Origin of the sequence: Actinoplanes sp. NPDC023936 (assembly GCF_040639325.1) — a bacterium.
Taxonomy (GTDB): domain Bacteria; phylum Actinomycetota; class Actinomycetes; order Mycobacteriales; family Micromonosporaceae; genus Actinoplanes.
Genome location: NZ_JBEZZR010000007.1, coordinates 1 through 20,917 on the forward strand (window position 1 = coordinate 1; position 20,917 = coordinate 20,917).

21 protein-coding genes, 1 tRNA gene, 2 rRNA genes and 1 pseudogene are annotated in these 20,917 nt (G+C 69.9%); 16 read left to right on the plus strand and 9 right to left on the minus strand.

Translation table 11 applies throughout. The annotated features are described in order from the left end of the window. Both AB0F72_RS12130 and rrf read left to right on the plus strand, forming a co-directional pair. A 23S ribosomal RNA gene (locus AB0F72_RS12130) occupies positions 1-94 on the plus strand; the annotation flags it as partial. A gap of 117 nt (positions 95-211) precedes the next feature. Beyond that, positions 212-328, plus strand: a 5S ribosomal RNA gene (gene rrf, locus AB0F72_RS12135). A 132-nt stretch (positions 329-460) separates the two neighbouring features. Here rrf and AB0F72_RS12140 read toward each other — a convergent pair. Beyond that, complete coding sequence (locus AB0F72_RS12140; RefSeq protein WP_360429321.1) at positions 461-1,672, minus strand: phytase; 1,212 nt, start codon at positions 1,670-1,672, stop codon at positions 461-463. A 121-nt stretch (positions 1,673-1,793) separates the two neighbouring features. Between AB0F72_RS12140 and AB0F72_RS12145 the strand changes: the two genes are divergently transcribed. Next, positions 1,794-1,865: transfer RNA gene (locus tag AB0F72_RS12145), tRNA-Lys, on the plus strand. A gap of 56 nt (positions 1,866-1,921) precedes the next feature. On the opposite strand, the pseudogene AB0F72_RS12150 reads toward AB0F72_RS12145, so the two are convergent. Together AB0F72_RS12150 and AB0F72_RS12155 are read right to left on the minus strand one after the other, a co-directional pair. Continuing rightward, positions 1,922-2,125 (minus strand): annotated as a pseudogene (locus AB0F72_RS12150) (Txe/YoeB family addiction module toxin); the annotation flags it as partial. Then, a complete protein-coding gene (locus AB0F72_RS12155; RefSeq protein WP_360429323.1) occupies positions 2,122-2,445 on the minus strand; it encodes a type II toxin-antitoxin system Phd/YefM family antitoxin in 324 nt (107 codons plus the stop codon). The pseudogene AB0F72_RS12150 and the gene AB0F72_RS12155, both read right to left, overlap by 4 nt. Before the next feature lie 80 nt (positions 2,446-2,525). Between AB0F72_RS12155 and AB0F72_RS12160 the strand changes: the two genes are divergently transcribed. Next, a complete protein-coding gene (locus tag AB0F72_RS12160; protein ID WP_360429326.1) occupies positions 2,526-2,711 on the plus strand; it encodes a hypothetical protein in 186 nt (61 codons plus the stop codon). A gap of 171 nt (positions 2,712-2,882) precedes the next feature. Here the strand turns inward: AB0F72_RS12160 and AB0F72_RS12165 are convergent, their stop codons facing one another. Both AB0F72_RS12165 and AB0F72_RS12170 read right to left on the minus strand, forming a co-directional pair. Further along, positions 2,883-4,475, minus strand: coding sequence for a stealth family protein (locus AB0F72_RS12165; RefSeq protein ID WP_360429329.1), 1,593 nt, complete (start codon positions 4,473-4,475; stop codon positions 2,883-2,885). A 426-nt stretch (positions 4,476-4,901) separates the two neighbouring features. Then, on the minus strand, positions 4,902-5,732 hold the full coding sequence (locus AB0F72_RS12170) for a L,D-transpeptidase family protein (protein WP_360429332.1): 831 nt from the start codon (positions 5,730-5,732) through the stop codon (positions 4,902-4,904). 129 nt (positions 5,733-5,861) lie between these two features. On the opposite strand from AB0F72_RS12170, the gene AB0F72_RS12175 reads away from it, so the two are divergent. After that, positions 5,862-6,488: a CGNR zinc finger domain-containing protein gene (locus AB0F72_RS12175; protein WP_360429335.1), complete on the plus strand. Its 627-nt coding sequence runs from the start codon at positions 5,862-5,864 to the stop codon at positions 6,486-6,488. Between the two features lie 96 nt (positions 6,489-6,584). Beyond that, the gene (locus tag AB0F72_RS12180; protein ID WP_360429338.1) at positions 6,585-7,484 is read left to right on the plus strand and encodes a zf-HC2 domain-containing protein; all 900 of its coding nucleotides are present in this window, start codon (positions 6,585-6,587) and stop codon (positions 7,482-7,484) included. Positions 7,485-7,565: 81 nt separating this feature from the next. Here AB0F72_RS12180 and AB0F72_RS12185 read toward each other — a convergent pair whose 3' ends face one another. The 3 genes from AB0F72_RS12185 to AB0F72_RS12195 all read right to left on the minus strand — a co-directional run bounded on the left by AB0F72_RS12185 (position 7,566) and on the right by AB0F72_RS12195 (position 8,788). After that, a complete protein-coding gene (locus tag AB0F72_RS12185; RefSeq protein ID WP_360429341.1) occupies positions 7,566-7,799 on the minus strand; it encodes a hypothetical protein in 234 nt (77 codons plus the stop codon). Between the two features lie 70 nt (positions 7,800-7,869). After that, complete coding sequence (gene mscL, locus AB0F72_RS12190) at positions 7,870-8,319, minus strand: large conductance mechanosensitive channel protein MscL (protein ID WP_360429915.1); 450 nt, start codon at positions 8,317-8,319, stop codon at positions 7,870-7,872. 115 nt (positions 8,320-8,434) lie between these two features. Further along, on the minus strand, positions 8,435-8,788 hold the full coding sequence (locus AB0F72_RS12195) for an STAS domain-containing protein (protein WP_360429344.1): 354 nt from the start codon (positions 8,786-8,788) through the stop codon (positions 8,435-8,437). Positions 8,789-8,961: 173 nt separating this feature from the next. Between AB0F72_RS12195 and AB0F72_RS12200 the strand changes: the two genes are divergently transcribed. From AB0F72_RS12200 to AB0F72_RS12240, 9 genes are all read left to right on the plus strand, one after another. Continuing rightward, on the plus strand, positions 8,962-9,819 hold the full coding sequence (locus AB0F72_RS12200; protein ID WP_360429347.1) for an STAS domain-containing protein: 858 nt from the start codon (positions 8,962-8,964) through the stop codon (positions 9,817-9,819). A gap of 1 nt (position 9,820) precedes the next feature. Then, a complete protein-coding gene (locus AB0F72_RS12205) occupies positions 9,821-10,240 on the plus strand; it encodes an STAS domain-containing protein (protein WP_360429350.1) in 420 nt (139 codons plus the stop codon). Next, the gene (locus AB0F72_RS12210) at positions 10,237-10,641 is read left to right on the plus strand and encodes an ATP-binding protein (RefSeq protein ID WP_360429353.1); all 405 of its coding nucleotides are present in this window, start codon (positions 10,237-10,239) and stop codon (positions 10,639-10,641) included. The genes AB0F72_RS12205 and AB0F72_RS12210 overlap by 4 nt, the downstream gene beginning before the upstream one ends. Then, entirely contained in the window at positions 10,638-11,669 is a 1,032-nt protein-coding gene (locus tag AB0F72_RS12215) for a SpoIIE family protein phosphatase (protein WP_360429356.1), read from the plus strand. Before AB0F72_RS12210 ends, AB0F72_RS12215 begins: the two co-directional genes overlap by 4 nt. Next, on the plus strand, positions 11,666-13,018 hold the full coding sequence (locus tag AB0F72_RS12220; protein WP_360429359.1) for a sensor histidine kinase: 1,353 nt from the start codon (positions 11,666-11,668) through the stop codon (positions 13,016-13,018). The genes AB0F72_RS12215 and AB0F72_RS12220 overlap by 4 nt, the downstream gene beginning before the upstream one ends. Then, positions 13,015-14,568, plus strand: coding sequence for a fused response regulator/phosphatase (locus tag AB0F72_RS12225; RefSeq protein ID WP_360429362.1), 1,554 nt, complete (start codon positions 13,015-13,017; stop codon positions 14,566-14,568). The genes AB0F72_RS12220 and AB0F72_RS12225 overlap by 4 nt, the downstream gene beginning before the upstream one ends. A gap of 62 nt (positions 14,569-14,630) precedes the next feature. Further along, positions 14,631-15,170, plus strand: a complete 540-nt coding sequence (locus AB0F72_RS12230; protein WP_360429365.1) for a PadR family transcriptional regulator — start codon at positions 14,631-14,633, stop codon at positions 15,168-15,170. Beyond that, positions 15,167-15,853 carry an ABC transporter ATP-binding protein gene (locus tag AB0F72_RS12235; protein ID WP_360429368.1) on the plus strand — a complete coding sequence of 229 codons (687 nt, stop codon included), beginning with the start codon at positions 15,167-15,169 and terminating at the stop codon, positions 15,851-15,853. The genes AB0F72_RS12230 and AB0F72_RS12235 overlap by 4 nt, the downstream gene beginning before the upstream one ends. Beyond that, positions 15,850-17,391, plus strand: a complete 1,542-nt coding sequence (locus AB0F72_RS12240; RefSeq protein WP_360429371.1) for an ABC transporter permease — start codon at positions 15,850-15,852, stop codon at positions 17,389-17,391. The genes AB0F72_RS12235 and AB0F72_RS12240 overlap by 4 nt, the downstream gene beginning before the upstream one ends. 127 nt (positions 17,392-17,518) lie before the next feature. Here AB0F72_RS12240 and AB0F72_RS12245 read toward each other — a convergent pair whose 3' ends face one another. Then, positions 17,519-19,582 (minus strand): S9 family peptidase, encoded by a 2,064-nt coding sequence (locus AB0F72_RS12245; RefSeq protein WP_360429374.1) that lies wholly within the window; start codon positions 19,580-19,582, stop codon positions 17,519-17,521. A 137-nt stretch (positions 19,583-19,719) separates the two neighbouring features. On the opposite strand from AB0F72_RS12245, the gene AB0F72_RS12250 reads away from it, so the two are divergent. After that, positions 19,720-20,847 (plus strand): FAD-binding oxidoreductase, encoded by a 1,128-nt coding sequence (locus AB0F72_RS12250; protein ID WP_360429377.1) that lies wholly within the window; start codon positions 19,720-19,722, stop codon positions 20,845-20,847. Positions 20,848-20,917: the final 70 nt, after the last annotated feature.

The following is a 20,917-nucleotide window of genomic DNA, read 5'->3' on the forward strand; positions in this document are numbered from 1 at the left end:
AGGCTCCCAGGAGACTACTGGGTTGATAGGCCGGAAATGTAAGCACGGTAACGTGTTGAGTTGACCGGTACTAATAGGCCGAGGGCTTAACCACCCTAAATTTTCTGCTTGCGTCCACTGTGTGATTCACAGCAAACGAACAACTACCTCGTTGTTCGGCCGACAATTTGTCGGCCGGCACGGGTTGCTGGTTTGTTCTGCTGAAGGCTGTTTCGGTGGTCATAGCGGTGGGGAAACGCCCGGTTACATTCCGAACCCGGTAGCTAAGCCCTCCAGCGCCGATGGTACTGCACTCGGGAGGGTGTGGGAGAGTAGGACGCCGCCGGACTCAACGTAGAAAAGGCCCACCCGGGTAACCGGGTGGGCCTTTTTCTGTTTGGCCTGAATAGAGCTGCACACGGACGAAGGCGCCCACTGCGAACAGCGGGCGCCTTCGTCCGTTGAAGCTGAGCAGAGCGGCTCAGGACAGCTTCAGCGCCCGCCAGTCCACGAACTTGAAGTTCGTGGAGACGCGACCGTCGTCAGGCTTGTTCTCGCCGTCGTGGAGCACCAGGAGGCCCTTCGGGTATCCCGGGAGGGACGCTGCGGTGGCCGCCGCGCCGTCGGAGTGCTGGACGCCGTCGATGCGGGAGCCGTCGGTCACCGAGAAGACCTTGACCGGCCGGTTGGTACGGCGGTCGTAGACGAAGAAGCGGCTGTCACCCTGGCTCGACACGATCAGGTATCCGTCGCGCCGGCCGGTCGGGTAGATCGTGGCACCCTCGACGTCAGCGGCGATACGGCCGCCGAAACCGGGGTCGTTCGCGGTGTCCAGGATGCACTCCTCGGACTCCGGGTCGAACGTGGCCGGCACACCGAACTCGGCGACCCGCTCCACGATCCGCGGCACGCTGCTGAAGTGGCCGCCCTTCAGGTCGATGCGCCAGAGCGCCACGTCCTCCTGGGCGGCGTAGAGCACGCCCGCCTCCGCGTCCACGACCATGCCCTCGACCTGCGGGTCCTCGCCGGGCTCACCGCACGGCGCCCAGCTGCTGCCGTTGGGGAGGCGGAACTCGCGTGGAAGGTCCAGCGTGTCGGTCGTACGGTAAGTGACCTTGCCGTTCTTCTCCTCGAGCCGGAAGATGCCGAGACGCGTGCTGTGCCGGCGGCTCACCACCGCATAGCGGTCGTAGAGAGCGAGGCCGTAACCGGTCGCCTGCTCCTCCACCTCGGCCTCGTCCTTCGCGAAGAGCAGCGGCACGTTCGCCGCGGTGATGTCAGTGAGGCCGGAAGCCTCGATCTTGTAGATACGGAGTTTGTCCAAGCCGCGGTCGGTCACCACGGCGACGTCGACCGTGCGCTTGCCGAGCTTGAAACCGGTCAGGACGTCGACGTTGTTGAAACGGCCGCCCTCCGGAGTGGCGATCGCCTGAATCTCGCGGCCGCCCAGGTCGTAGACCCGGAGCCCGCCGTTCTTCGCGGTGCCGATCACCAGGCTGCGCTGCTTGTCCGCCTTGTTGATCCAGATAGCTGGGTCGTCAGCGTCGGCGTCACCGCCCGCCTCATCGTCGAAGAGCGACGGTGTCTCCACCGTCGCGGTGATCTCCCGGGGTGGGCGCTGAGCGGCGTGAGCAGGCACCGCGGAGAACGTGGTCAGTGCGACTAGAGCGGCAATGCCGGCAGTCCGATGCATGAGATCAAAGCCTTCCCGATCAAGCTGACGGACGGGTGGCCGGTGCTTTAACAGCGTGCGCGGGAGCGAGGGTGGGTGCAAGATGTCGTAGCGGATCGAGGAACGGTAGGCTTGCACCCGCGGGCCGCTAGCTCAATGGCAGAGCTGTGGACTTTTAATCCATAGGTTCAGGGTTCGAGTCCCTGGCGGCCCACTTTTGATCTTGTTTGCGAACCCGAGGCCCCGCATTTCGGGCCGGCGGTAGCTCAGCCTGTGCTCGTCGTTGATGCGGCGGGACGACCATCCGGACAGCGGGCCTTTCAGTAGTTCGGGCTTGCCGAGCCCAGTTCCGTGTGGATCCCGTTGAACGTCGAGGATCAGTTTGCTGATGCGGCGGGCCATCTTCACATCGCTGCGTAACCAGCCGGCGTAGTCCTCCCAGGCGTTGGGTGTGAAGACGATGCGCAAGCTCATGCGGCTTCCTTGCCGGATGCGTGAGCGTCGGAAGGAGAGGTGGACTTCGGGTCGAGCGGGTGCTCTTCGAGCAGGCCTGCGTCGGCCTGGGCGATGCTCTCCAGGAGGCGGCGGGCGTTCGAGGCGGAACCCAGAACATGCAGCGTCTCGTTTATGGCGTTCCACTCGTCGAGCGAAACCATGACGACGGCCTTGCCGCCGCCGCGCGGGATGATGCACTCCTCGGCATCGTCGATCACCGCGTCGACCACGGCGGCGAGGTTCTTGCGAACGTCGCTGATTGTCAGCACCTTCATAGCGATCTCCCAGAGAAGCGTCATGTACGTTGGAGCGTACGTTGCACAGTACGCCTGCAGCGTGCATCGGGACGTGGAAGTCTTGGCGAGTTGTGGGAGGCGTGGTGGCTAAGCGGGTGATCGCCGATCGGCTCCTGCTGGTCGACACAGTTGACAGGTGGTTCCACCTGGAGGAGCCGACCTTCGTGGAAGCCGGGCAGGCGTACTGGGTCGACCGGGAGACCAGTGAACTGTGCGTGGAGCGTGGCCACGGCCGAGTGACGCGGCATGCCGGAGCGGTGTGTCGCTAGGCCAGGCGGCCTAGCCTCCGCGATCGAGGAATTCGCGGCGGCGCGGCATTCGTCGGCCCGTCGTCGAGCCGTCGGAAAGCGGACGACAGGGGCGTGAAGGTCCTCGAGCGCCCTGCAAGGCGTGCATGCCGCTCGTGCAATGTCCGGCCCACTCAGACTCCACGTCGCGGATCAGTCGGGCTGCAGCTCCCGGGATTGGCGGACGCCCTGCTGGGGGATGTGGACGCCGGCCCGGCCCTGCTGGGCGGCGCGGGCCAGCTCGGTGGCGCTGAACTTCGCGCGCTCCGCCGCGACGTCGTCGGGCAGCTCGAACGGCGAGCGGAACGGGAAGTACTGCGGCAGAAAGTCCGCCATCATCGCGGCCTGCTCGCTGTACGCGACGGCCGCCGAGTCGGTGTCGTTCAGGCAGAAGGCGTCGCAGTGCCGGCGCGCCAGCAGGAACGCCAGTTGCACCGGGGTCGACGGGTGCGCCAGGTCGGCGTACGTGTACTTGATCGAGCCGGGTACGGCGCGCCTCGTGAGGTACGCCCAGTAGTGCTGCAGCGACGACGGGATGGACAGGTCGCCGGGGTGCCGGAACGGGTGCTCAGCGGTCTGCCGCACCTCGTCCGGCAGCCACTTCTCGATCTCCTCGAGAACGCTCTTCTGCAGCGTGTACGGCACGTGTTGCATCTTCTGCGTGATGCCTCGGTCGAAGCGCTCCGCGATGTGCCGCCGGTTGTTCTTGCCGGCCGCTGTCACCGGGGCGTCGAAGACCGTCGCCGGGCCCGCGTCGAGCTGCGCGTCCGACTGGAAGAACTTGGCGATGCCGTTGGCGTGGAAGAACGTGTCCGGGGCGACCGGACGGCCCAGGAACATGTCGTCGTTGAAGTAGATGAAATGCTCGGACAGGCCCGGAATGCGGTGCAGCCGGGACTCGATGGCGTGCGAGTTGAACGTCGGCAGCACGCCGGTGTCGCCGAACAGCTCCCGGTGGCTGACCACGGTGAGCCGGGGGTCGGAGGAGTCGAGCCAGGGCGGGATCTGATCGTCGGTGACGAGGAAGATCTTCCGCACCCAGGGCGCGTACGCCACGATCGACCGCAGCGAGTACTTGAGCTCGTCCCGGCTGATGAAGCGTGAGTCGTTCGACGCGATCGTGTTGATCTGCTCGCGGCCGAACGCGGCGAGCGAGGCGTTCTTACGGGCGAGCCAGTCCGGGTCGTCGCCGTCCACCCATGTGTAGACCACGTCGATGGGGAAGCGGACGTCCTCGGCCGGCACCATGGCGAACTCGGACCGGGTCCGGTACCGAGGCTGTTCGTCGAGCGGCATCATCGGGTTCAGCGTGATCGGCGGGACCATGCGGTAGTCCGCCTCGGCCGGCAGCTCCGACGCCACCGCGTTGCGCCGCGGTCCGACGATCGTGGCGGGTGCGCCGCCCACGCCCGGCTGGGTCTTCCAGAACTCGATCTCGCAGGCCGAGCCGCTGCCGAGGACCGTCGTCCCGTACGGGCTGGTGACCGGGAAGAAGACCTGGACGCCGTTCTTACCCCGACCGGACGAGAAACCGGCGTCGGAGACGCTGCCGGTGCGGATCTCGGCGGCCGTGAGCTCGGCGTCGCCGCGCAGGGCGACGATGGTCCGGTCCCGGTCGCGCCAGTTGACCGCGACGGAGCTGTGCAGGTTCTTGATCGGCCGGAGGCAGAAGTACTCGATGCCGGCGCGTTCCAGCACGGCGACGACCGCGTCGAGGTTCTGCCGCCAGGCAGCGGCCGGCGTCATGTCCGGTATCACGCGCGCGCGTACGGCTCTGCCGGCGTCACGAACGGAAACCATCGACCCGGCCGGTGCAGGTTTGGGAAGGGCTCGTTGGCGGGTAAGGCGACGGACCAGCCAGAGCTGTCGGTGGGGCGGAAGGAGTTCGACCAGCTTGAGCCGGTACCCCTTCGGCAGCAGTCGGTAGAAACGTAGCGCGATCATGCGGTGTCCAGGATCGTCGCCATGGCAAGCAGCGAGAATCGTGGGCCCGCAAGCCCGTCGGAGTTACTCAAAGACAACTCGGCCTTCCCCCCGTGCACCCCAGTGACGGCCGGAGGTCGACATCGGGCGTCGATCGCTGTGGCCGTAGCGAATTGACAGGGTAGTCGCCTTCGCTTCGTGAAATAAATCCATCTATGGTGCGTAGCCGCCTGATTACACAGCGTTGAACTAATAGACCCAGACGCGGGTCTTGACCGGAATCTCGTCATGGGACCACAGCCAGTTCATCGCGGCGATGGACACACGGGCGCAGCCGTGTGACGCGGGATGGGCCGGCACGCTCGGGGCGCCGTGCACCGCGATCCCGCCGTTGAAGTATTTCGGCCGCCACAGCAGCCCCAGTGGGGCGTCGCGCCAGCCGTCGATCTGCCGGCTCACCCGGAACTTGCCGCGCGGTGTGTCCGCGAGATAGGTCTCGCCGTCCTGCTCGTAGTACTCGTTCGACCCGGTCGACGTATTGAAGATCTGCTCGACCCGGCCGTCCTGAACGAGCAGGAGCAGCTGGCGTTTCAGATCGATCTCCACGAACTTGCCGCTCGTCGATTTCGCCGCCGGGCGGACACCTCGCTCCAGCGCCTGGTGCGTCCGCGGCCCGACCACGCCGTCGCGGCCCAGTTTCGCGGCTTTCTGCAGCGCGAACACCGCCTGCTGGGTGGTCGAGCCGAACTTGCCGTCCGGCTTGCCGTTCCAATATCCCAACGCGGTCAGCCGGTTCTGCAACGCCAGCACCTCGGCGCCTTCAGCGCCGGACTTCAGCTTTTTCAGCACCGCCGGCGGCGCCGCGGCCGAGGAGGTGGGCCCGGTCGAGGCGGTGGGCGCGGCCGAGGCGGTGGGCGCGGCCGGTGAGGCGGCCCCGGCCGGGGCGGTGGGCGCGCTCGACGCCTGCGAGGGTACGGGGGAGGGCACCGGCCCGTTCGCCACCGGATCGGACGAGTCGCAACCGGCGACAAGGGCCGACGCGGCCGTGAGGGCAACCGTGATCAGCAGGGCTCTGCGCACCGCGACCTCCTCCCCACGCTGGTAGTGGCGTCAGTGTAGAGACACCCGTCCACCGATCCACCGAAGATCACCGATTGACCACCCCGCCGGGGAAGTCGATCTCACAAAAGAGCCGAGTAGTCTTTGGCTATGTCATGGAAGGCGAGCGCACGGCATGGTGTCCGGGAGGCGCCGGGCGGTTTCGCGCTCGTCCAGGAGCTGCTGAACACGCGCGGCACGATGGCGTACGGTGCTGACCTGCTCGTCTCCGGCGAGGACGCCCAGTGGTGGGTGACCGACGCCCTCGGCACCTGGTCCCGGGTGTCCGGGCTGCCGGCGCCGACTCTGCTGCTCTCCGCCGGCGATCTGCGCTCCCTGCGCCGGTTGCGCGCGGCGTTCGAGCAGGTGGTGCTCGCCGGGGCGAACCCGGAGCGGGACGGCGCCCTGCCCCCCGCCGACGTGCAGGTGAGCCTCGTTCCGGATGCCGACGGCTGGGTGCGGGTCGTGCCGACCGGCCGGGGCACCCGGTGGTTCGCCTCGGCGCTCTGGGCCGAGGCGTTGCAGGCACAGCAGGCCGGGATCTGGCCGAGGCTGAAGCTCTGCCACAACAACGCCTGCCGGGCGGCCTTCTTCGACACCTCGCGCAACAACAGCGGCGTCTGGCACGACGTCAGCACCTGCGGCAACACGGCGAACCTGCGGGCGTTCCGGGAGCGGCGCCGCCTGCTCGGGAACACCGGCGGTCAGGCGGGCGCCCCCGGCCCGGAGCAGCGCTGACCCGCAGTCCTGCTCCGGGCAATCGTGGCACGCCGGGGCCGCAACCCGGCAGGTCCCGCTGGGAACTTCGCCGCCACGGCGGGCGACTATTGATTCATGGCATGTGAGCGGTGGCGCGAGATGCTCTCCGCGCAGTTGGACGGCGAGGACGACCCGGTCATGCGGCCGCTGGTCGACGAACACCTGGCCGGGTGCGCCGGCTGCCGGGACTGGCTGGACCGGGCGGCGGCGGTGAACCGCCTGACGCGAACTCACGCGGTGCCGGCCGTGCCGGACCTGACCGACGCCATCCTGGCGGCCCTGCCGCCGAGCACCGCACCCGCGCACGCCGCATCCCTGGACGCCCGGTCCACCGGCGCCGGATCCCCGGACAGCCGATCCGCCCGCGCTGAATTCCCCGGCGCCGGATCCGCGGATGGCCGGTCCTCGGATGGTGTGCCGGCACGGCGGAGGCTGCCGGTCGCGGCGCTGCTCTACATCGCGCTGGCGCTGGTCGGCACGGTGCAGCTGATGCTCGGGCTGACCCAGGTCGGCGGCGGGGTGAGCGCCGCGCACGACCACGCCGGGCTGAACGCGACGCCGGGTCACCTCTGGCACGAGTCGGCCGCTTGGAACGTGGCGATCGGCGCCGGGTACCTCTTCATCGCGCTGCGCCGGACCCGGCCGACAGGGCTGCTGCCGACGCTGACCGCGTTCGTCGCGATGCTGCTGCTGCTCTCGGTCAACGATCTCACCGGCGGCCGGGTCGACGTGGCCCGGCTGGTCGGCCACGGCTTCGTGATCCTCGGTTACGTCCTGGTGGTGGCGTTGGCCCGGGGCGTGGGCGGGGAGGCACGGCCACCCGGCGCCCGGATCGGCACGGGCTGGCGAGCACGGTTCGACCCGGACACCGACACCGAGCCCTCCACCGCCCCGGCTCGCCCGAGGCTGCGCCTGCTGCCGCCGCCCTCAGGCCCCCTGACCGCCCGATCCACCCACCAAGACGAAGCCGCCTAGCCATCGCCCCGGCGACCTTGGCGAATTCGCAGCCACGTTCGTTCCTGGGCAACTAGCCAAGATCAGCGCATGGGGTGGGAGTCAGCGGGCCGGCGGGCGGACCGAGAGCTCGCGCCACTCGTCCGGCCCGTTCAGCAGGCCGCGGACCATGTCGAGGGCCGCGTCCTCGCTGTCGAACTCGAAGAAGTGTGAAACGCCGTCGGAACCGCCGGCACGCTGCTCGACATACCACTGGTCACCGCTGACCCGTAAGTAGACGTCTTTGCGGGCCAGCCGGCCCCACTTGCCGTTCCACCAGTGCTTACGCTGCTCCATCCCGGCACTGTATCGAACATGTGTTCGAACAGTGCCGGGTGGGCGGATCTTTTCTCTTTTTGGATTCGGGTCAGCGCGGCGGCTGCTGGGAGTGGCGTCCGAGCACCTCGTCCAGCGCGCTGTTGGACACCTCGTGACCCTGGCCGCGCAGCAGCGCGTCACGGATCTCGGTGAGCAGCTTGACCTCTTCGCTGGGCGCCTTCGGCGGCGGCTCCTCGCCGCGGCGGCGGCGCTCGGCCAGCCGGTTCAGCGGGAACACCACCAGGAAGTAGAGCACCGCGGCGGTGAGGAGGAAGGTGATCAGCGCGTTGATGAACGACGCGTAGTCGAACGGGACCTTGTTGATCTCAAAAGTTCCGGCGGTGAGACCCTTGCCGCCGCCCATCAGCTGGATCAGCGGCTTCAGGAACGCGTTGGTGAAACTGCTCACCACCGTGGTGAAGGCAGCGCCGATCACGACGCCGACCGCGAGGTCGACGACGTTGCCGCGCATGATGAAGTCTTTGAAACCTTGGAACATCTTGCTCACGGGCACTCCCGGGGGGCCGAAGTTCATCCGGCAACGGACGTGCCCGCCACCGGTCGGCGACAAACTACGCCGACCGGTCCAGCCGTGGAACTTTCCGGCAGGCGTGTCAGTCGAGCACCGGCTCCTCGGCGGTGACTGCCTCGTCCACCGTCGGGTAGGTGTGCAGCACCTCGACCAGGCCACTCACCTCGAGGATGCGCAGCACGCCCCGCTGCGGCGCGGCCAGCCGCACCGTCCCGCCGGCGTCGTCGGTGCTGTTCTTCGCCCGCACGAAGACCGACAGGCCGGTGGAGTCGCAGAAGGACACCTCGGCGAGGTCGAAGATCAGGCGCGTCCGGCCCTTCTCCAGCAGATCACTGATCTGATCCTGGAGCTGGGGGGCGGTCGCCATGTCAAGCTCACCAGCGACCGACACGACCACCATGTCGCCGCGCTGTTCCGTTTGTACCGTCAGGGACATTCGCCGACCTCCAGTTATTGCTGAACGGTACTCCACGTACCCGGGGATGCGCAGAACCGGACCCGGCAGTTCCGTTCCGTGGTCCGGTCTATTAGTTGGTCTACAGCAAGTAACGGACCTTCTGATGGTAAAGTCCGGCCGTTGCGCACGGATCGTGTGGTGGGGAGGCAGCGATGCCGCTGAGTTCGGATGAAGCGAGGCGCTTCGCCGACCTGCTGAAAGAACACGCGGAGTCACTTACGGCCCGGTGGGCCGAACTGGCTGCCGCCGGCCTGCGTGGCCGCCTCAGCGGTTCGGAGTTGCGGCGTCAGGTCGAGGACCTGCGGAAGAGCTTCGAGGAGGCGCTCGGCGCCGGATCGGTGGACCTGACCGACGAGCGTTCGGCCGAGCTGCGCGCTCAGCTCGGCGAGCTGTCCAGCCACCGGGCCCGGCAGGGTTTCACCGCCACCGAGACGGCGATCAGCATCTACGCGTTCAAGGACGCGGTGCTCGAGGTGCTCGGTGACGGCAACGATGCCGGCACGCTGCGCGACTACGTGGCGTTCTCCACGTTCGTGGACCGGGCCGCGCTGTTCACCTTCGACAGCTACGTGAAGGTGCGCGAGGGCCTCATCGCCGACCAGGCCGAGCAGCTCCTGGAGCTCTCCACCCCGGTGGTGAAGCTGTGGGAGGGCGTCGTAGCGGTGCCGCTGGTCGGCACGCTCGACTCGGCCCGTGCCCAGGTGGTGATGGAACGGCTGCTGCAGACCCTGGTGGACACCAGCTCGCCGTACGCGATCATCGACATCACCGGTGTTCCGGCCGTCGACACCCAGGTCGCCCAGCACATCCTCAAGACCGTGGTGGCCGCCCGGCTGATGGGCGCCGACTGCATCATCTCCGGCATCCGCCCGCAGATCGCGCAGACGATCGTGGCGCTCGGCATCGAGTTCGGCGACATCGCGACGAAGGCCTCGCTCGCCGACGCCCTGCGCTACGTTCTCGGCAAGACCGGCAACCGATCCCTTCCCGCCAAGCGCACGGAGCGCTGACGTGGAACGCGTCCCGGTCCTGAAGATCGGTGACATCCTCCTCGTCTCCATCCAGATCGACATGGAGGACCAGGTCGCGCTGCAGCTGCAGGAGGACCTGGCCGAGCGGATCGTGGCGACCGGCTGCCATGGCGTGATCATCGACATCAGCGCGCTCGACATCGTCGACTCGTTCGTCGGCCGCACTCTCGCCACCATCGCCTCGGTCTCCCGGGTGCTGGACGCCGAGACCGTGGTGGTCGGCATGCGCCCGGCCGTGGCGATCACCCTGGTCGAGCTGGGGCTGTCGCTGCCCGGGATCCGGACGGCGCTCGATGTGGAGCTGGGCATCGAGATGCTGGCCCGCGCCCGGCAGGAAAGCGATCCGGAACCGGACTTCGACGAGGATGAGCCTGACACGGCAGCGGTAAGCACGCCGTGACCGAGGAGAGCCAGCGGCTTCCGGTTTCGACCGACCAGGACGTCGTCCGGGTCCGGCAGCTGGTGCGTACCGTCGCTGTCGCGGTGAAGCTGTCACTCGTCGATCAGACCAAGCTGGTCACGGCCGCGAGCGAGCTGGCACGCAACACCCTGGTCTACGGTGGCGGCGGCGAAGTGGTCGTGAGCCGGGTGCGGAGCGACCGCCGGCCCGGCATCAGGATCGTCTTCGCCGACCAGGGCCCGGGCATCGCCGACCTGGACCTGGCACTCACCGACGGTTACACCACCGGCGGCGGCCTCGGCCTCGGGCTCAGTGGCGCACGTCGCCTGGTCGACGAGTTCGAGATTCAGACCGAGGTGGGTAAGGGCACGACAATCACCGTTACCAAGTGGTGCCGATGAGCGGAGACACGGTGGTATCGCTGCCCGAGGAGTTGCTCGGCGAGGGAGTCTGGTTCCGGGTCGAGGAGGCGGTGAGCGCCGCCGCGGTCCGCCGAGCCGCCGAACGCCTGGCCGCCGATCTGGGCATGCCGGACCGCCGTGTCGCCGACCTCTCGATCGTCGCCGCGGAAGCAGCCGGGAACCTGGTCAAACACGCTGATCAGGGCGTCATCCTGGTGCGCGCGGTGCGTACGTCCGAACATGCCGGTGTCGAGATCATCTCGGTGGACAGCGGACCCGGCATCGCCGACGTCGACCGGGCCATCGGTGACGGGCACTCCACCGCCGGAACCCTGGGCATCGGGCTCGGCGCGATACTGCGCCAGGCCAGCCGCTGGGACATGTACTCGAAGCCGGGCAACGGGACGGTCCTGGCCGTGCAGGTGTGGCCGGAAGCGCCGCCGGCGCCGAGCTGGGTGGCGGGTCTGACCCGGCCGCTCCCGGGTGAGACGGTGAGCGGGGACGCGTACGCGATCCGTCAGGACGGTGACCGCCGGCAGGTGCTGGTCTGCGACGGCCTGGGGCACGGCGGCCTCGCGGCGGCCGCCTCGCACGAGGCGGTGCGCACCTTCCTCTCCGGAGCCCTCGTCCCGCCGGCTGCGGCCGTCGACGTCCTGCACCGGGCCCTCGGCCACACCCGCGGCGCCGCGCTCGCGGTCGCCGAACTGGACACCTCGGCCGGCCTGGTCCGGTACGCCGGGCTGGGCAACATCGCCGGTACCGTGCTGGCGGCGGACGGCACCCGGCGCGGCATGGTCTCGATGCCCGGGATCGCCGGTCACCAGCGCCGTCAGATCCGTGAGTACGACTACCCGCTGAGCCCCGGCGCGGTGGTGCTGATGCACACCGATGGCGTGGTGGACCGCTGGAACCCGGCCGACTACCCCGGCCTGCTGACCCGTTCGCCCGAGGTGATCGCGGCGACCGTGCTGCGGGACGCCGGTACCCGCCGTGACGACGCCGGCGTCCTGGTGGCTCGCCCGTCATGACCGGACCGACCGGCGAGCCGCTGATGAGCATGCGCCTGCGGGTCGAGCAGGACATCTTCATGGTGCGGCAACTCGGCCGTGAGGTGGCCCGCGCGGTCGGCCTGGAGTCGCAGGACCAGACCCGGTTCGCCACGGCGCTCAGCGAGGTGGGCAGGGTTCTGCTCGCCGCCGGTCCGGACGCCGAGGTGGTGTTCAGCGCCAGGCCGTACGGGGTACCTACGCTGCACGTGACGATGGCGCGACCGGTCCGTGGCGAAGCGGATCGGCTGGCCCGCCAGTTGCAGCACGTCGGCCGGTTGGTCGACACGATGGAGGTCGAGGATGGCAGCACCGGCACGGTCGTACGGATGGCTCGGCGTCTGCCGCCGGGTGCTTCGGAGCTGACGCCGGCCCGTATGGACGAGATTCGCTCGGGGCTGGCCGGCCACGTGCCCGGCAGCCCACTCGACGAGCTGGCGGTCCAGAACCAGCAGCTCATCGCGGCGCTGGACGAAGTGCGTGCCCAGCGCGACGACCTCGCTCGCCTCAACGCCGAGCTGGAGGATACGAACCGCGGCGTGATGGCCCTCTACCACCAGCTCTCCGAGGAGCTGGAGGAGACGAACCGCGGTGTCGTGGCGCTCTACGCCGAGCTGGACGAGAAGTCGGTGCAGCTGCGGGCCGCGAGTGAGGCGAAGAGCCGATTCCTGGCCAACGTGAGCCACGAGCTGCGGGCGCCGGTCACCGCGATCATCGGGCTCGGCCGGCTGCTCACCGACTCCGCCTCGGACGATCTCACCGAGGAGCAGAGCCGCCAGGTCGACCTGATCCGCTCCTCGGCCAGCGACCTGCTGACCCTGGTCAACGGCCTGCTCGACCTCGCGAAGGCGGAGGCCGGCCGGATCGAGCCGAACTGGTCCGAGGTCGACCTCAAGGCGATGTTCGGCCAGCTCCGCGGCACGTTGCGGCCGCTCGCCACCCGGCCCGAGGTGGACTTCGTGATCGAGGAGCCGGCCGTGCCGTCGCTGCGCTCCGACGAGGTGCTGCTCGCCCAGGTGCTGCGCAACCTGCTGACCAACGCGATGAAGTTCACCGAGTCCGGTTCGGTGCGGCTGAGCGCGCGCCCGATCGGCGGCGACGTCGAGTTCTCGGTCGCGGACACCGGCACGGGCATCCCGCCGGAGCTGCACGAACGGATCTTCGAGGAGTTCTACCAGGTGCCCGGCAGCAAACCGGTGAGCGGCAAGGGCACCGGTCTCGGCCTGCCCTACGCCCGCCGGCTGGCCGGGATCCTCGGCGGTGGCCTGCGGGTCGACTCCGAGCCCGGTTCCGGCAGCACCTTCACCCTGCGGCTGCCGGCGACGTCATGAGCGCCGGGGTCCAGAGCAAGGTCCCGGCCACCGTGATGGTCGTCGACGACAGCGCCACGAAGCGGTACCTGCTGGTCAGCTGGCTGACCCGGGCCGGTTTCGCGGTGCTGGAGGCGGAGACCGGCGGTGAGGCGCTGAACAAGCTGGTCGACGCCGAGGCCGACCTGGTCGTGCTGGACGTGAAGCTCCCGGACATGAGCGGTTTCGAGGTCTGCGAACGGATCAAAACCGATCAGCGGTACGGGGTTCTGCCGGTGATCCACGTGTCCGCTCATGCCGTGGACGTGAACGACCGTACCCAGGGGCTGAACCGGGGTGCGGACGCCTATCTGGTCGAGCCGATCGAGCCGGACGAGCTGATCGCGACCGCGCAGGCCGTGCTGCGTTACTACCGCGCCCGCCGGCGGGCCGAGCAGCTCGCCGAGCGGATGGTCCGCCTCGCCGAGACCACCCTGGCGATCAACTCGGCGAGCACCCTGACGGATCTGCTCGCGGCGGCGGCCGAGGGCGCGCAGGACATCTTCGGCGGTCCGGTGGTGGTGGTCGCCGAGACCTCCGAGGGCGAGAGCCTGGCCGCGGCGGGACAGCCCGCACAGGTACGGCCATGGGCCGTACCCGAGCACGGCGTGGCCGTCGGGTCGCTGGTGCGCACCGACGATCCGGCCGACTGGGACGTGGTCGACTGGCCGGCCGGCGACACGGTCGCGGTCGCCGCCGCCCGGCTGCGCGCCGACCGGCCGCCGGTCTACGTCGCCGCGCCGGGCAGCACCCAGAACCAGGGTTTCCCGGTGCTGCGGCAGCTTTCCCAGGCGGTCGCGGCGGCCGTGGAGGCGCAGCGCTCGTTCGACGAGGAGCATCGGATCGCTGTCACGCTGCAGCGCAGCCTGCTGCAGTCGGAGCTGCCGAGGGTGCCCGGCGTGGAACTCGCCGTGCGGTACGAGCCGGCCGGCGCGCAGACCGAGGTGGGCGGCGACTTCTACGAGCTGACAGTGCTCGGCGGCGAGCTGCTGGTGGCGATCGGGGACGTGGCCGGGCACTCGCTGCACGCCGCCACGGTGATGGCCGAGGTGCGGCACGCGGTCCGGGCATACGCGGTCGAGGGGCATTCGCCGGGCGAGGTGCTGGAGCTGGTCAACCGCTTCATGCGCACGGTCCTGCCGGACGACTCGGCGACGCTCTGCCTGCTCACCCTGGACCCGCTCACCGGCCGGGTCCGGATGGCCAGCGCCGGCCACCTGCCGCCGCTGATGCACACCGGTGGCGAGGCGCGGTTCCTGTCGCCGCGCGGGGCGCTGCTCGGCATCGCCGCGCCGCGCCGCGCCGAGCTGGAGTTCACCCTGCCGCCCGGTGGCACGCTGGTGCTCTACACCGACGGCCTGATCGAGCGCCGGGACACCGACATCGACGTGGGCCTGCGCGCCCTGTCGGCGATCGCGAGCGAGGTCGAACCGGACCTCGACGCGTTCTGCTCCCGGCTGCTGACCCTGCTCGCGGGTCCGGGCGAGCAGGCCGACGACATCGCAGTGGTGGCGCTCCGCCGCAAGCCCTGATCCCGGTGGGACCGCTGGAGAGGGCTTGACGGTAGCTATTCACTGAGTGAATAGTACGAGGCATGTCCACCGCACATGTCCTCCTCGGTCTGCTCGCCGGCGGCCCGCGGCACGGTTACGACCTCAAGCGGGCGCACGACGAGCGCCTGCCACAGGCCAAGCCGCTGGCGTACGGGCAGGTCTACGCCACGCTCGGCCGGTTGGAGCGGGACGGCTTCGTCGAGCAGTCCGGCCAGGAGCAGGACGGCGGCCCGGAGCGTACGTCGTACGCGCTGACCGAGCTCGGTCGTAAGCGGCTGGACACCTGGCTCACCGAGGTCGAGCCACCCGCGCCGCATGTCACCAGCACCCTCTTCAACAAGGTCGTCGTTGCTCTGCTGGCGGCCGACGCCGACCGGGCCCGGCAGTACCTGACCGCGCAGCGGGCCGCACACATGACCCGGATGCGCGAGCTGACCGGGGTCAAATCCACGCCCGGCACGACGGTCGGCGACGTGATCGCCGCCGACTACGCCCTCGGGCATCTCGACGCGGACCTGCGCTGGTTGCAGACCACCCTGGCCCGGGTCGCCGAACTGCAGAAGGAAGTGACGACGCCATGACCGCTCACCTGCTGACCGCCACCGGCGTGCAGAAGAACTACGGGCCCACCCAGGCTCTGCGCGGAGTCGACTTCAGCATCGCGGCCGGTGAGATCGTCGCGGTGACCGGGCCCAGCGGCTGTGGCAAGTCCACCCTGCTGCACTGCCTCGCCGGCCTGCTCCGGGTCGACGGCGGCGAGGTCCGCTACCGGGATCAGGACATCGGGCTGTGGTCCGAGGCGGCTCGGTCCCGGCTGCGCCGGTCCGACTTCGGCGTGCTGTTCCAGTTCGGGCAGCTGGTGCCGGAGCTCACGGCGGCCGAGAACGTCGGCCTTCCGTTGCTTCTCGCCGGTTCGGGGCGGCGAGAGGCGCGGGAGGCGGCGATCGGCTGGCTCGACCGGTTCGGGGTGGCCGACCTGGCCGACAAGCGGCCCGGCGCGATGTCCGGCGGGCAGCAGCAGCGCTGCGCCGCGGCCCGGGCCCTGGTGACCGAGCCGCAGGTGGTGTTCGCCGACGAGCCGACCGGTGCGCTCGACCAGCTCAGCGGCGAGCAGGTGCTGGGCGCGATGGTCCAGGTGGTGCGCGAGCAGGGCGCGGCCGTCGTGCTCGTCACCCACGAGGCGACGATCGCGGCGTACGCGGACCGGGAGATCGTGCTCCGCGACGGTGCCGTGGATCCGACCGGTCTCGGGGTGGCGCCGTGAGGTTCTCCACCCTGGTCCGGCTGAGCCTCGCCGGGAACCGGACCGACCGGCTGCGCACCGTGCTGACCGCCGCCAGCGCGGCGCTCGCCGCGCTGGCCCTGCTCGCCGCCGCGACCGTCGCGACCATCCGCGGCGGCGCCTGGGTCGACGCGCCGGACGGGTCCGGCGCGAGGATCCTCTCACCGGGCTCCGCGCAGTATGCGAGCCCGCTGCTGTACGAGGCCGGGCTGCGCCCCGGCGTGCTCTTCGCACTGGTGGCGCTCGCGTTCCCGGTGCTGGCGCTGGCCGGCCAGTGCATCCGGCTCGGCGCGCCGGCCCGGGACCGGCGGCTCGCCGCGCTCCGGCTCGGCGGCGCCACACCCCGGCAGACCGTGCTGATCGCCGGCGCGGAGACCGCGGTGGCCAGCGTGCTCGGCTCGGTGATCGGCCTCGGGATCTTCGCGGTGCTACGCGCGACACTGGACCGGCGGTCCGCCGACGGGCGGCTCTGGCTGCCGGTCGACGTGGTGCCGGACCCGCTGCTCGTGGCCGGGGTCCTGCTGATCGTGCCGCTGTTCGCCGGCGCGATCGGCGTGCTGCTGATGCGGCGCGTCGTGATCACCCCGCTCGGCGTGGTGCGGCGGCTGCGGGAGAACGGGCCGTGGCCGTGGCCGGGTGTGCTGATCGCCGCCGGGCTTGTCGCGTTCATCGGCCCGGAACTGCTCCCGGACGACTGGCAGCTGCCGGAGTGGGCGCCGCTGGTCTTCATGGGCAGCGGGGTGCTGCTGGTGACGCTCGGTGTGGTGCTCGGCGTCGGGTGGATCTCCTACACCGCCGGGCGGCTGCTGCGCCGGTACGGGCGGGGACCGGCCACCCTGCTGGCCGGCGGGCGGCTGATGGCGGACCCGTGGAACGGCAGCCGGACGCTCGGGGCGCTGCTCGCGGCGGTCGTGTTCGGTGCCGGGACGATCGGCTTCCGGGAGTACCTGATCACTGAGTTCCGGGCCACCGAGGAGTACAACCGGATGATCGACCCGACCGCGACGGGCGGCGTCGGGTTCGGCAGTGACCAGGAGTTCTACCTCGGGGCGATCCGGCTGGTCATGGTGGCCGTCTCCGTCGCGCTGGCGGTCGCGGCGGCCGGTGTGCTCGTCGCGCTCGTCGAGGGGATCGTGGCGCGGCGGCGGGCGTACGCGGCGCTGACCGCGACCGGGGTGCCGCGCCGGGCCCTCGCCTCGGTGCTGCTCTGGCACACCTTCGTGCCGCTGGTGCCGGCCCTGGTTCTGGCGCTCGCCGCCGGGACGGCGCTGATCCGGATGACCGGGGCGGAGGTGAGTTACGGCGGGTCGACCGAGCAGTGCATCGACCCGGCGGCGGACTGGGCGACCTGCGCCAAGGAGACGATCGTGGGCCCGTCGCTGGTGGTGCCGGTTCCGATCGCGTTCGCTGAGCTCGCGCTGCTCGGCGCGGGGGCGCTGGCCGTGATGCTGCTGGTCGTCGGTGTGGGTGCCGCGGTGCTGCGGTCGAGCACCGACCTGGAGGAATTGCGGATGGGCTGAGCGCGGGCTATGGGCGCCGGGCCTCGCGCCCGCATCCGGGCCGGATGCGGGCGCAACGGCCTTGAGCAGCACCCCGGTCGCCTGGACTCTCGGGGACCTCTCGTGGCTCGTACCAGATCGGGGTTTTTCAGACGGCCTTGACCACGTCCAAGATCCAGGAGAGCACGAAGGCCTCCTCTTTCCACGAGTCGTAGCGGCCGCTGGGACCGCCGTGGCCGGCGCCCATCTCCGTCTTGAGCAGGTATGTGCCGTCGGGGGCGACCGCGCGCAGGCGGGCGATCCACTTGGTCGGCTCGTGGTAGAGGACGCGGGTGTCGTTGAGGCTGGTCACCGCGAGGATCTGGGGGTAGCGCAGCTTCGCGACGTTCTCGTAGGGGCTGTACGACTTCATGTACGCGTAGACCTCGGGGGATTCGAGCGGGTTGCCCCACTCCTCCCACTCGGTGACAGTGAGCGGCAGGCTCGGGTCCAGGATCGAGGTCAGCGGGTCGACGAACGGCACCTCGGCGACGATGCCGGCGAACGCTTCCGGAGCGAGGTTCGCGACCGCGCCCATCAGCAGGCCACCGGCCGAACCGCCCCGCGCGACAAGGCGTGCCGCGGACGTCCAGCGGGCCCGGACCAGGGCCTCGGCGCACGCCACGAAGTCGGTGAAGGTGTTCTTCTTCGCCAGCATCTTGCCGTGTTTGTACCAGCCGCGGCCCAGCTCGCCACCGCCGCGCACGTGCGCGATCGCGAAGACCACGCCGCGGTCCAGCAGGCTCAAGCGGGCGATCGAGAAGTACGGGTCGATCGAGTGCTCGTAGGAGCCGTAGCCGTAGAGCACAGCGGGATTGTCGCCGTTCCGCGGCGTGTTCTTCCGGGCGACGATCGAGATCGGGACCCGGGTGCCGTCCGGGGCGGTCGCCCACTCGCGGAACTGCTCGTAGTCGGCCGGGTCGTAACCGCCCAGCACCGGCTTCTGCTTGCGCAGCGTCATCGCCCGGGTCACCAGGTCGACGTCGTAGACCGACTCCGGGGTGACGAGCGAGGTGTAGCTGATCCGGACCGAGCTCGTGTCGTACTCCGGGTTGCCGGCCAGCCCGACGCTGTAGATCGGCTCGGGGAACGGCATGTCGTACCGATCGGTGCTGCCGTCGGTCATCACCCGCAGGCCGGTCAGGCCGTCCCGGCGCAGCGACACCACGACGTGCCGGGCGAACGCGTCCACCGACTCCAGGCGGGTGCCCGGCTCGTGCGGGATCAGCTCGATCCACTCACCCGGGTTGTCCACCGAGGTGCAGGCCAGCGCGAAGTCCTCGGCGTCCCGGTTGTGCAGGATCAGGAACCGGTGGCCGTGGTGCTCCACGCTGTACTCGACGCCCTGGACCCGCTCGGCGATCAGGGCCGGCTCCGCCTCGGGCTGGTCCGCCGGGATCACCCGAACCTCGGAGGTGATCTTGCTCTGCGCGTCGATGACGATGAACTTCTCGCTGCGGGTCAGGTCGACACCCACCCAGAAGCGCTCGTCCGGCTCCTCGTAGATGATCGTGTCGGTGGTCTCGCCGACCACGTGCCGCCACACCCGGTACGGCCGCCAGGCCTCGTCGACAGTGATGTAGAAGAGCACGCTGCCGTCGGCCGACCAGGCGCTGCCGTAGAACGCGTCGGTGATCTCGTCGGCCAGCACCTCGCCGGTGCGCAGGTTTTTGATTTTGAGGGTGAACCGCTCGTCGCCGGCGAAGTCGGTGGAGTAGGCGAGCCAGTTGCCGTCCGGGCTCACGTCGAACGTGCCCAGGGCGAAGAACTCCTTGTCCCGGGCGAGCTCGTTGCCGTCGAGGAGGATTTCTTCCGCGCTGTTGTCGCTCTGCAGGGGCGGGTCGGTCTCACCCGGGCGCACCGGCACCCGGCAGTGGATCCCGTACTGCTTGCCCTCGACAGTGCGCGTGTAGTACCAGTGGGCGCCCTTGCGGGTCGGCACCGACAGGTCGGTCTCCTGGGTGCGGCTGCGGATCTCCTGGAAGACCCTCTGCCGTACGTCGTCCAGGTGCGCCGTCGCCTTCTCGGTCCAGGCGTTCTCGGCCTCCAGGTACGCGATTGTCGCCGGGTCCTCTTTGTTCATCAGCCAGGCGAACTCGTCGGTGACCGTGTCGCCGTGGAAGGTGCGCTCAGAGGGCGACTGGTGGGCCGTGGGAGGCGCTTCGATCGTCACCCGAAACACGTTACCGGCGGATTGGTCCGCGAAGAGTTTCTTACACACGTGGACCTCACCGATTAGAACATGTGTACGATGTGCCAGAGTGGACGATCTTCAGGGGGTCTCTAACTCCGTTAGGGGGAGGCATCGGTGTGAGTGATTCCCTACTGGATGCACTCGTGGATATCTGCGGTCCCGGTTTCGCGCGCCCGGCCCGCACCGTGGACCAAGCAGCCGGCCGCCGCGCCGGTCTCGTCGCGCAGCCGGCCACGGCCTCGTCGGCCGCCGCGATCCTGCGGCTCGCGGCCGAGCGCGGGCTGTCGTTCCGGGCGCGGGGCGCCGGCACCAAAATCGATTGGGGTACGCCCCCGGCCAGTCTCGACCTGATCGTGGACACCGGCCGGCTGAACGGCATGTGGGGTCACCGGGATGCGACAGTCGTGGTCGCCGCGGGCACGCCGGTCTCCGCCGTCCAGGCCGCGCTGGCGCTGAAAGGTCAGCGGCTCGCCGTCGACCCGCCGTCGCGCGGCGCCACCGTCGGCGGGATGCTGGCCGTCAACGAGTCGGGCCCGCTGCGGCACCGGTTCGGCAGTCCGGCCGCGCAGGCCGCCAGCGTCTCGTTCGTCTCCATCGCCGGATCGGAGGAGTCCTCCGACGGTGAGGACGGGCGGCCCGGCATCGCCGAGATCGACGGGGTGCTCACCTCGGCCGTCCTCAACCTCGAACCGTTGCCGGCAGCGCGGCGCTGGGTCGGGCGGACCGTCAAGACCCCCGCCGAGGTGGACGATCTCGTCTCCTCGGTGCTGGTGCAGGACGTGTCGCCCAGCGGCATCGAGGTCGACCTGCCCGGCGCGGGTGGTGGCGTGCTCGCCCTGCTGCTCGAAGGCGCCGAGGCCGAGGTGGCCGGGAGCGCTGACAAGGTCGCCGGCGCGTGGGGCGGCGGCGCCGTGGTGGCGTCGTCGGCGCCGTCGTGGTGGGGGCGGTACCCGTTCGGGGTGGGTGACGTGGCCGTGCGGATCGCTGTGCAGCCCCGGCATCTGCAGGCCGTCGCGTACTCGCTGCTGGACGTGGCCGGTGGCGCTGTCGCCATTCGGGGGTCGGCCGGGGTGGGAGCCGTGCATGCGGTGCTGCCCGGTGAGTTGGGGGTGGCTCGGGTGCGGGAGATCGTGACGGCTCTGGAGCAGGTGTTGATCGCTCGGCGGGGGAGGTTGGCGGTGGTGGCCGCGCCGCCGGAGTTGGCGGTGGAGCTGCCGATGACGGAAACGCGCGAGCTGTTCTGAGGGGCGCTCGCGGCGCTGTGCTAGCTGCGGGCTGCGTTGCCGGCGTGAGCCGCGGGGCTACGCGTTCCTG

What these genes read in the sequence shown, in the direction of transcription:
- AB0F72_RS12140 (WP_360429321.1), bottom strand. Translation starts at nt 1,672, where the DNA reads ATGCATCGGACTGCCGGCATTGCCGCTCTAGTCGCACTGACCACGTTC.
- AB0F72_RS12155 (WP_360429323.1), bottom strand. Translation starts at nt 2,445, where the DNA reads ATGACGCTTCTCTGGGAGATCGCTATGAAGGTGCTGACAATCAGCGAC.
- AB0F72_RS12165 (WP_360429329.1), bottom strand. Translation starts at nt 4,475, where the DNA reads ATGACGCCGGCCGCTGCCTGGCGGCAGAACCTCGACGCGGTCGTCGCC.
- AB0F72_RS12175 (WP_360429335.1), top strand. Translation starts at nt 5,862, where the DNA reads ATGTCATGGAAGGCGAGCGCACGGCATGGTGTCCGGGAGGCGCCGGGC.
- AB0F72_RS12180 (WP_360429338.1), top strand. Translation starts at nt 6,585, where the DNA reads ATGGCATGTGAGCGGTGGCGCGAGATGCTCTCCGCGCAGTTGGACGGC.
- AB0F72_RS12185 (WP_360429341.1), bottom strand. Translation starts at nt 7,799, where the DNA reads ATGGAGCAGCGTAAGCACTGGTGGAACGGCAAGTGGGGCCGGCTGGCC.
- mscL (WP_360429915.1), bottom strand. Translation starts at nt 8,319, where the DNA reads ATGTTCCAAGGTTTCAAAGACTTCATCATGCGCGGCAACGTCGTCGAC.
- AB0F72_RS12195 (WP_360429344.1), bottom strand. Translation starts at nt 8,788, where the DNA reads ATGTCCCTGACGGTACAAACGGAACAGCGCGGCGACATGGTGGTCGTG.
- AB0F72_RS12200 (WP_360429347.1), top strand. Translation starts at nt 8,962, where the DNA reads ATGCCGCTGAGTTCGGATGAAGCGAGGCGCTTCGCCGACCTGCTGAAA.
- AB0F72_RS12215 (WP_360429356.1), top strand. Translation starts at nt 10,638, where the DNA reads ATGAGCGGAGACACGGTGGTATCGCTGCCCGAGGAGTTGCTCGGCGAG.
- AB0F72_RS12220 (WP_360429359.1), top strand. Translation starts at nt 11,666, where the DNA reads ATGACCGGACCGACCGGCGAGCCGCTGATGAGCATGCGCCTGCGGGTC.
- AB0F72_RS12225 (WP_360429362.1), top strand. Translation starts at nt 13,015, where the DNA reads ATGAGCGCCGGGGTCCAGAGCAAGGTCCCGGCCACCGTGATGGTCGTC.
- AB0F72_RS12230 (WP_360429365.1), top strand. Translation starts at nt 14,631, where the DNA reads ATGTCCACCGCACATGTCCTCCTCGGTCTGCTCGCCGGCGGCCCGCGG.
- AB0F72_RS12235 (WP_360429368.1), top strand. Translation starts at nt 15,167, where the DNA reads ATGACCGCTCACCTGCTGACCGCCACCGGCGTGCAGAAGAACTACGGG.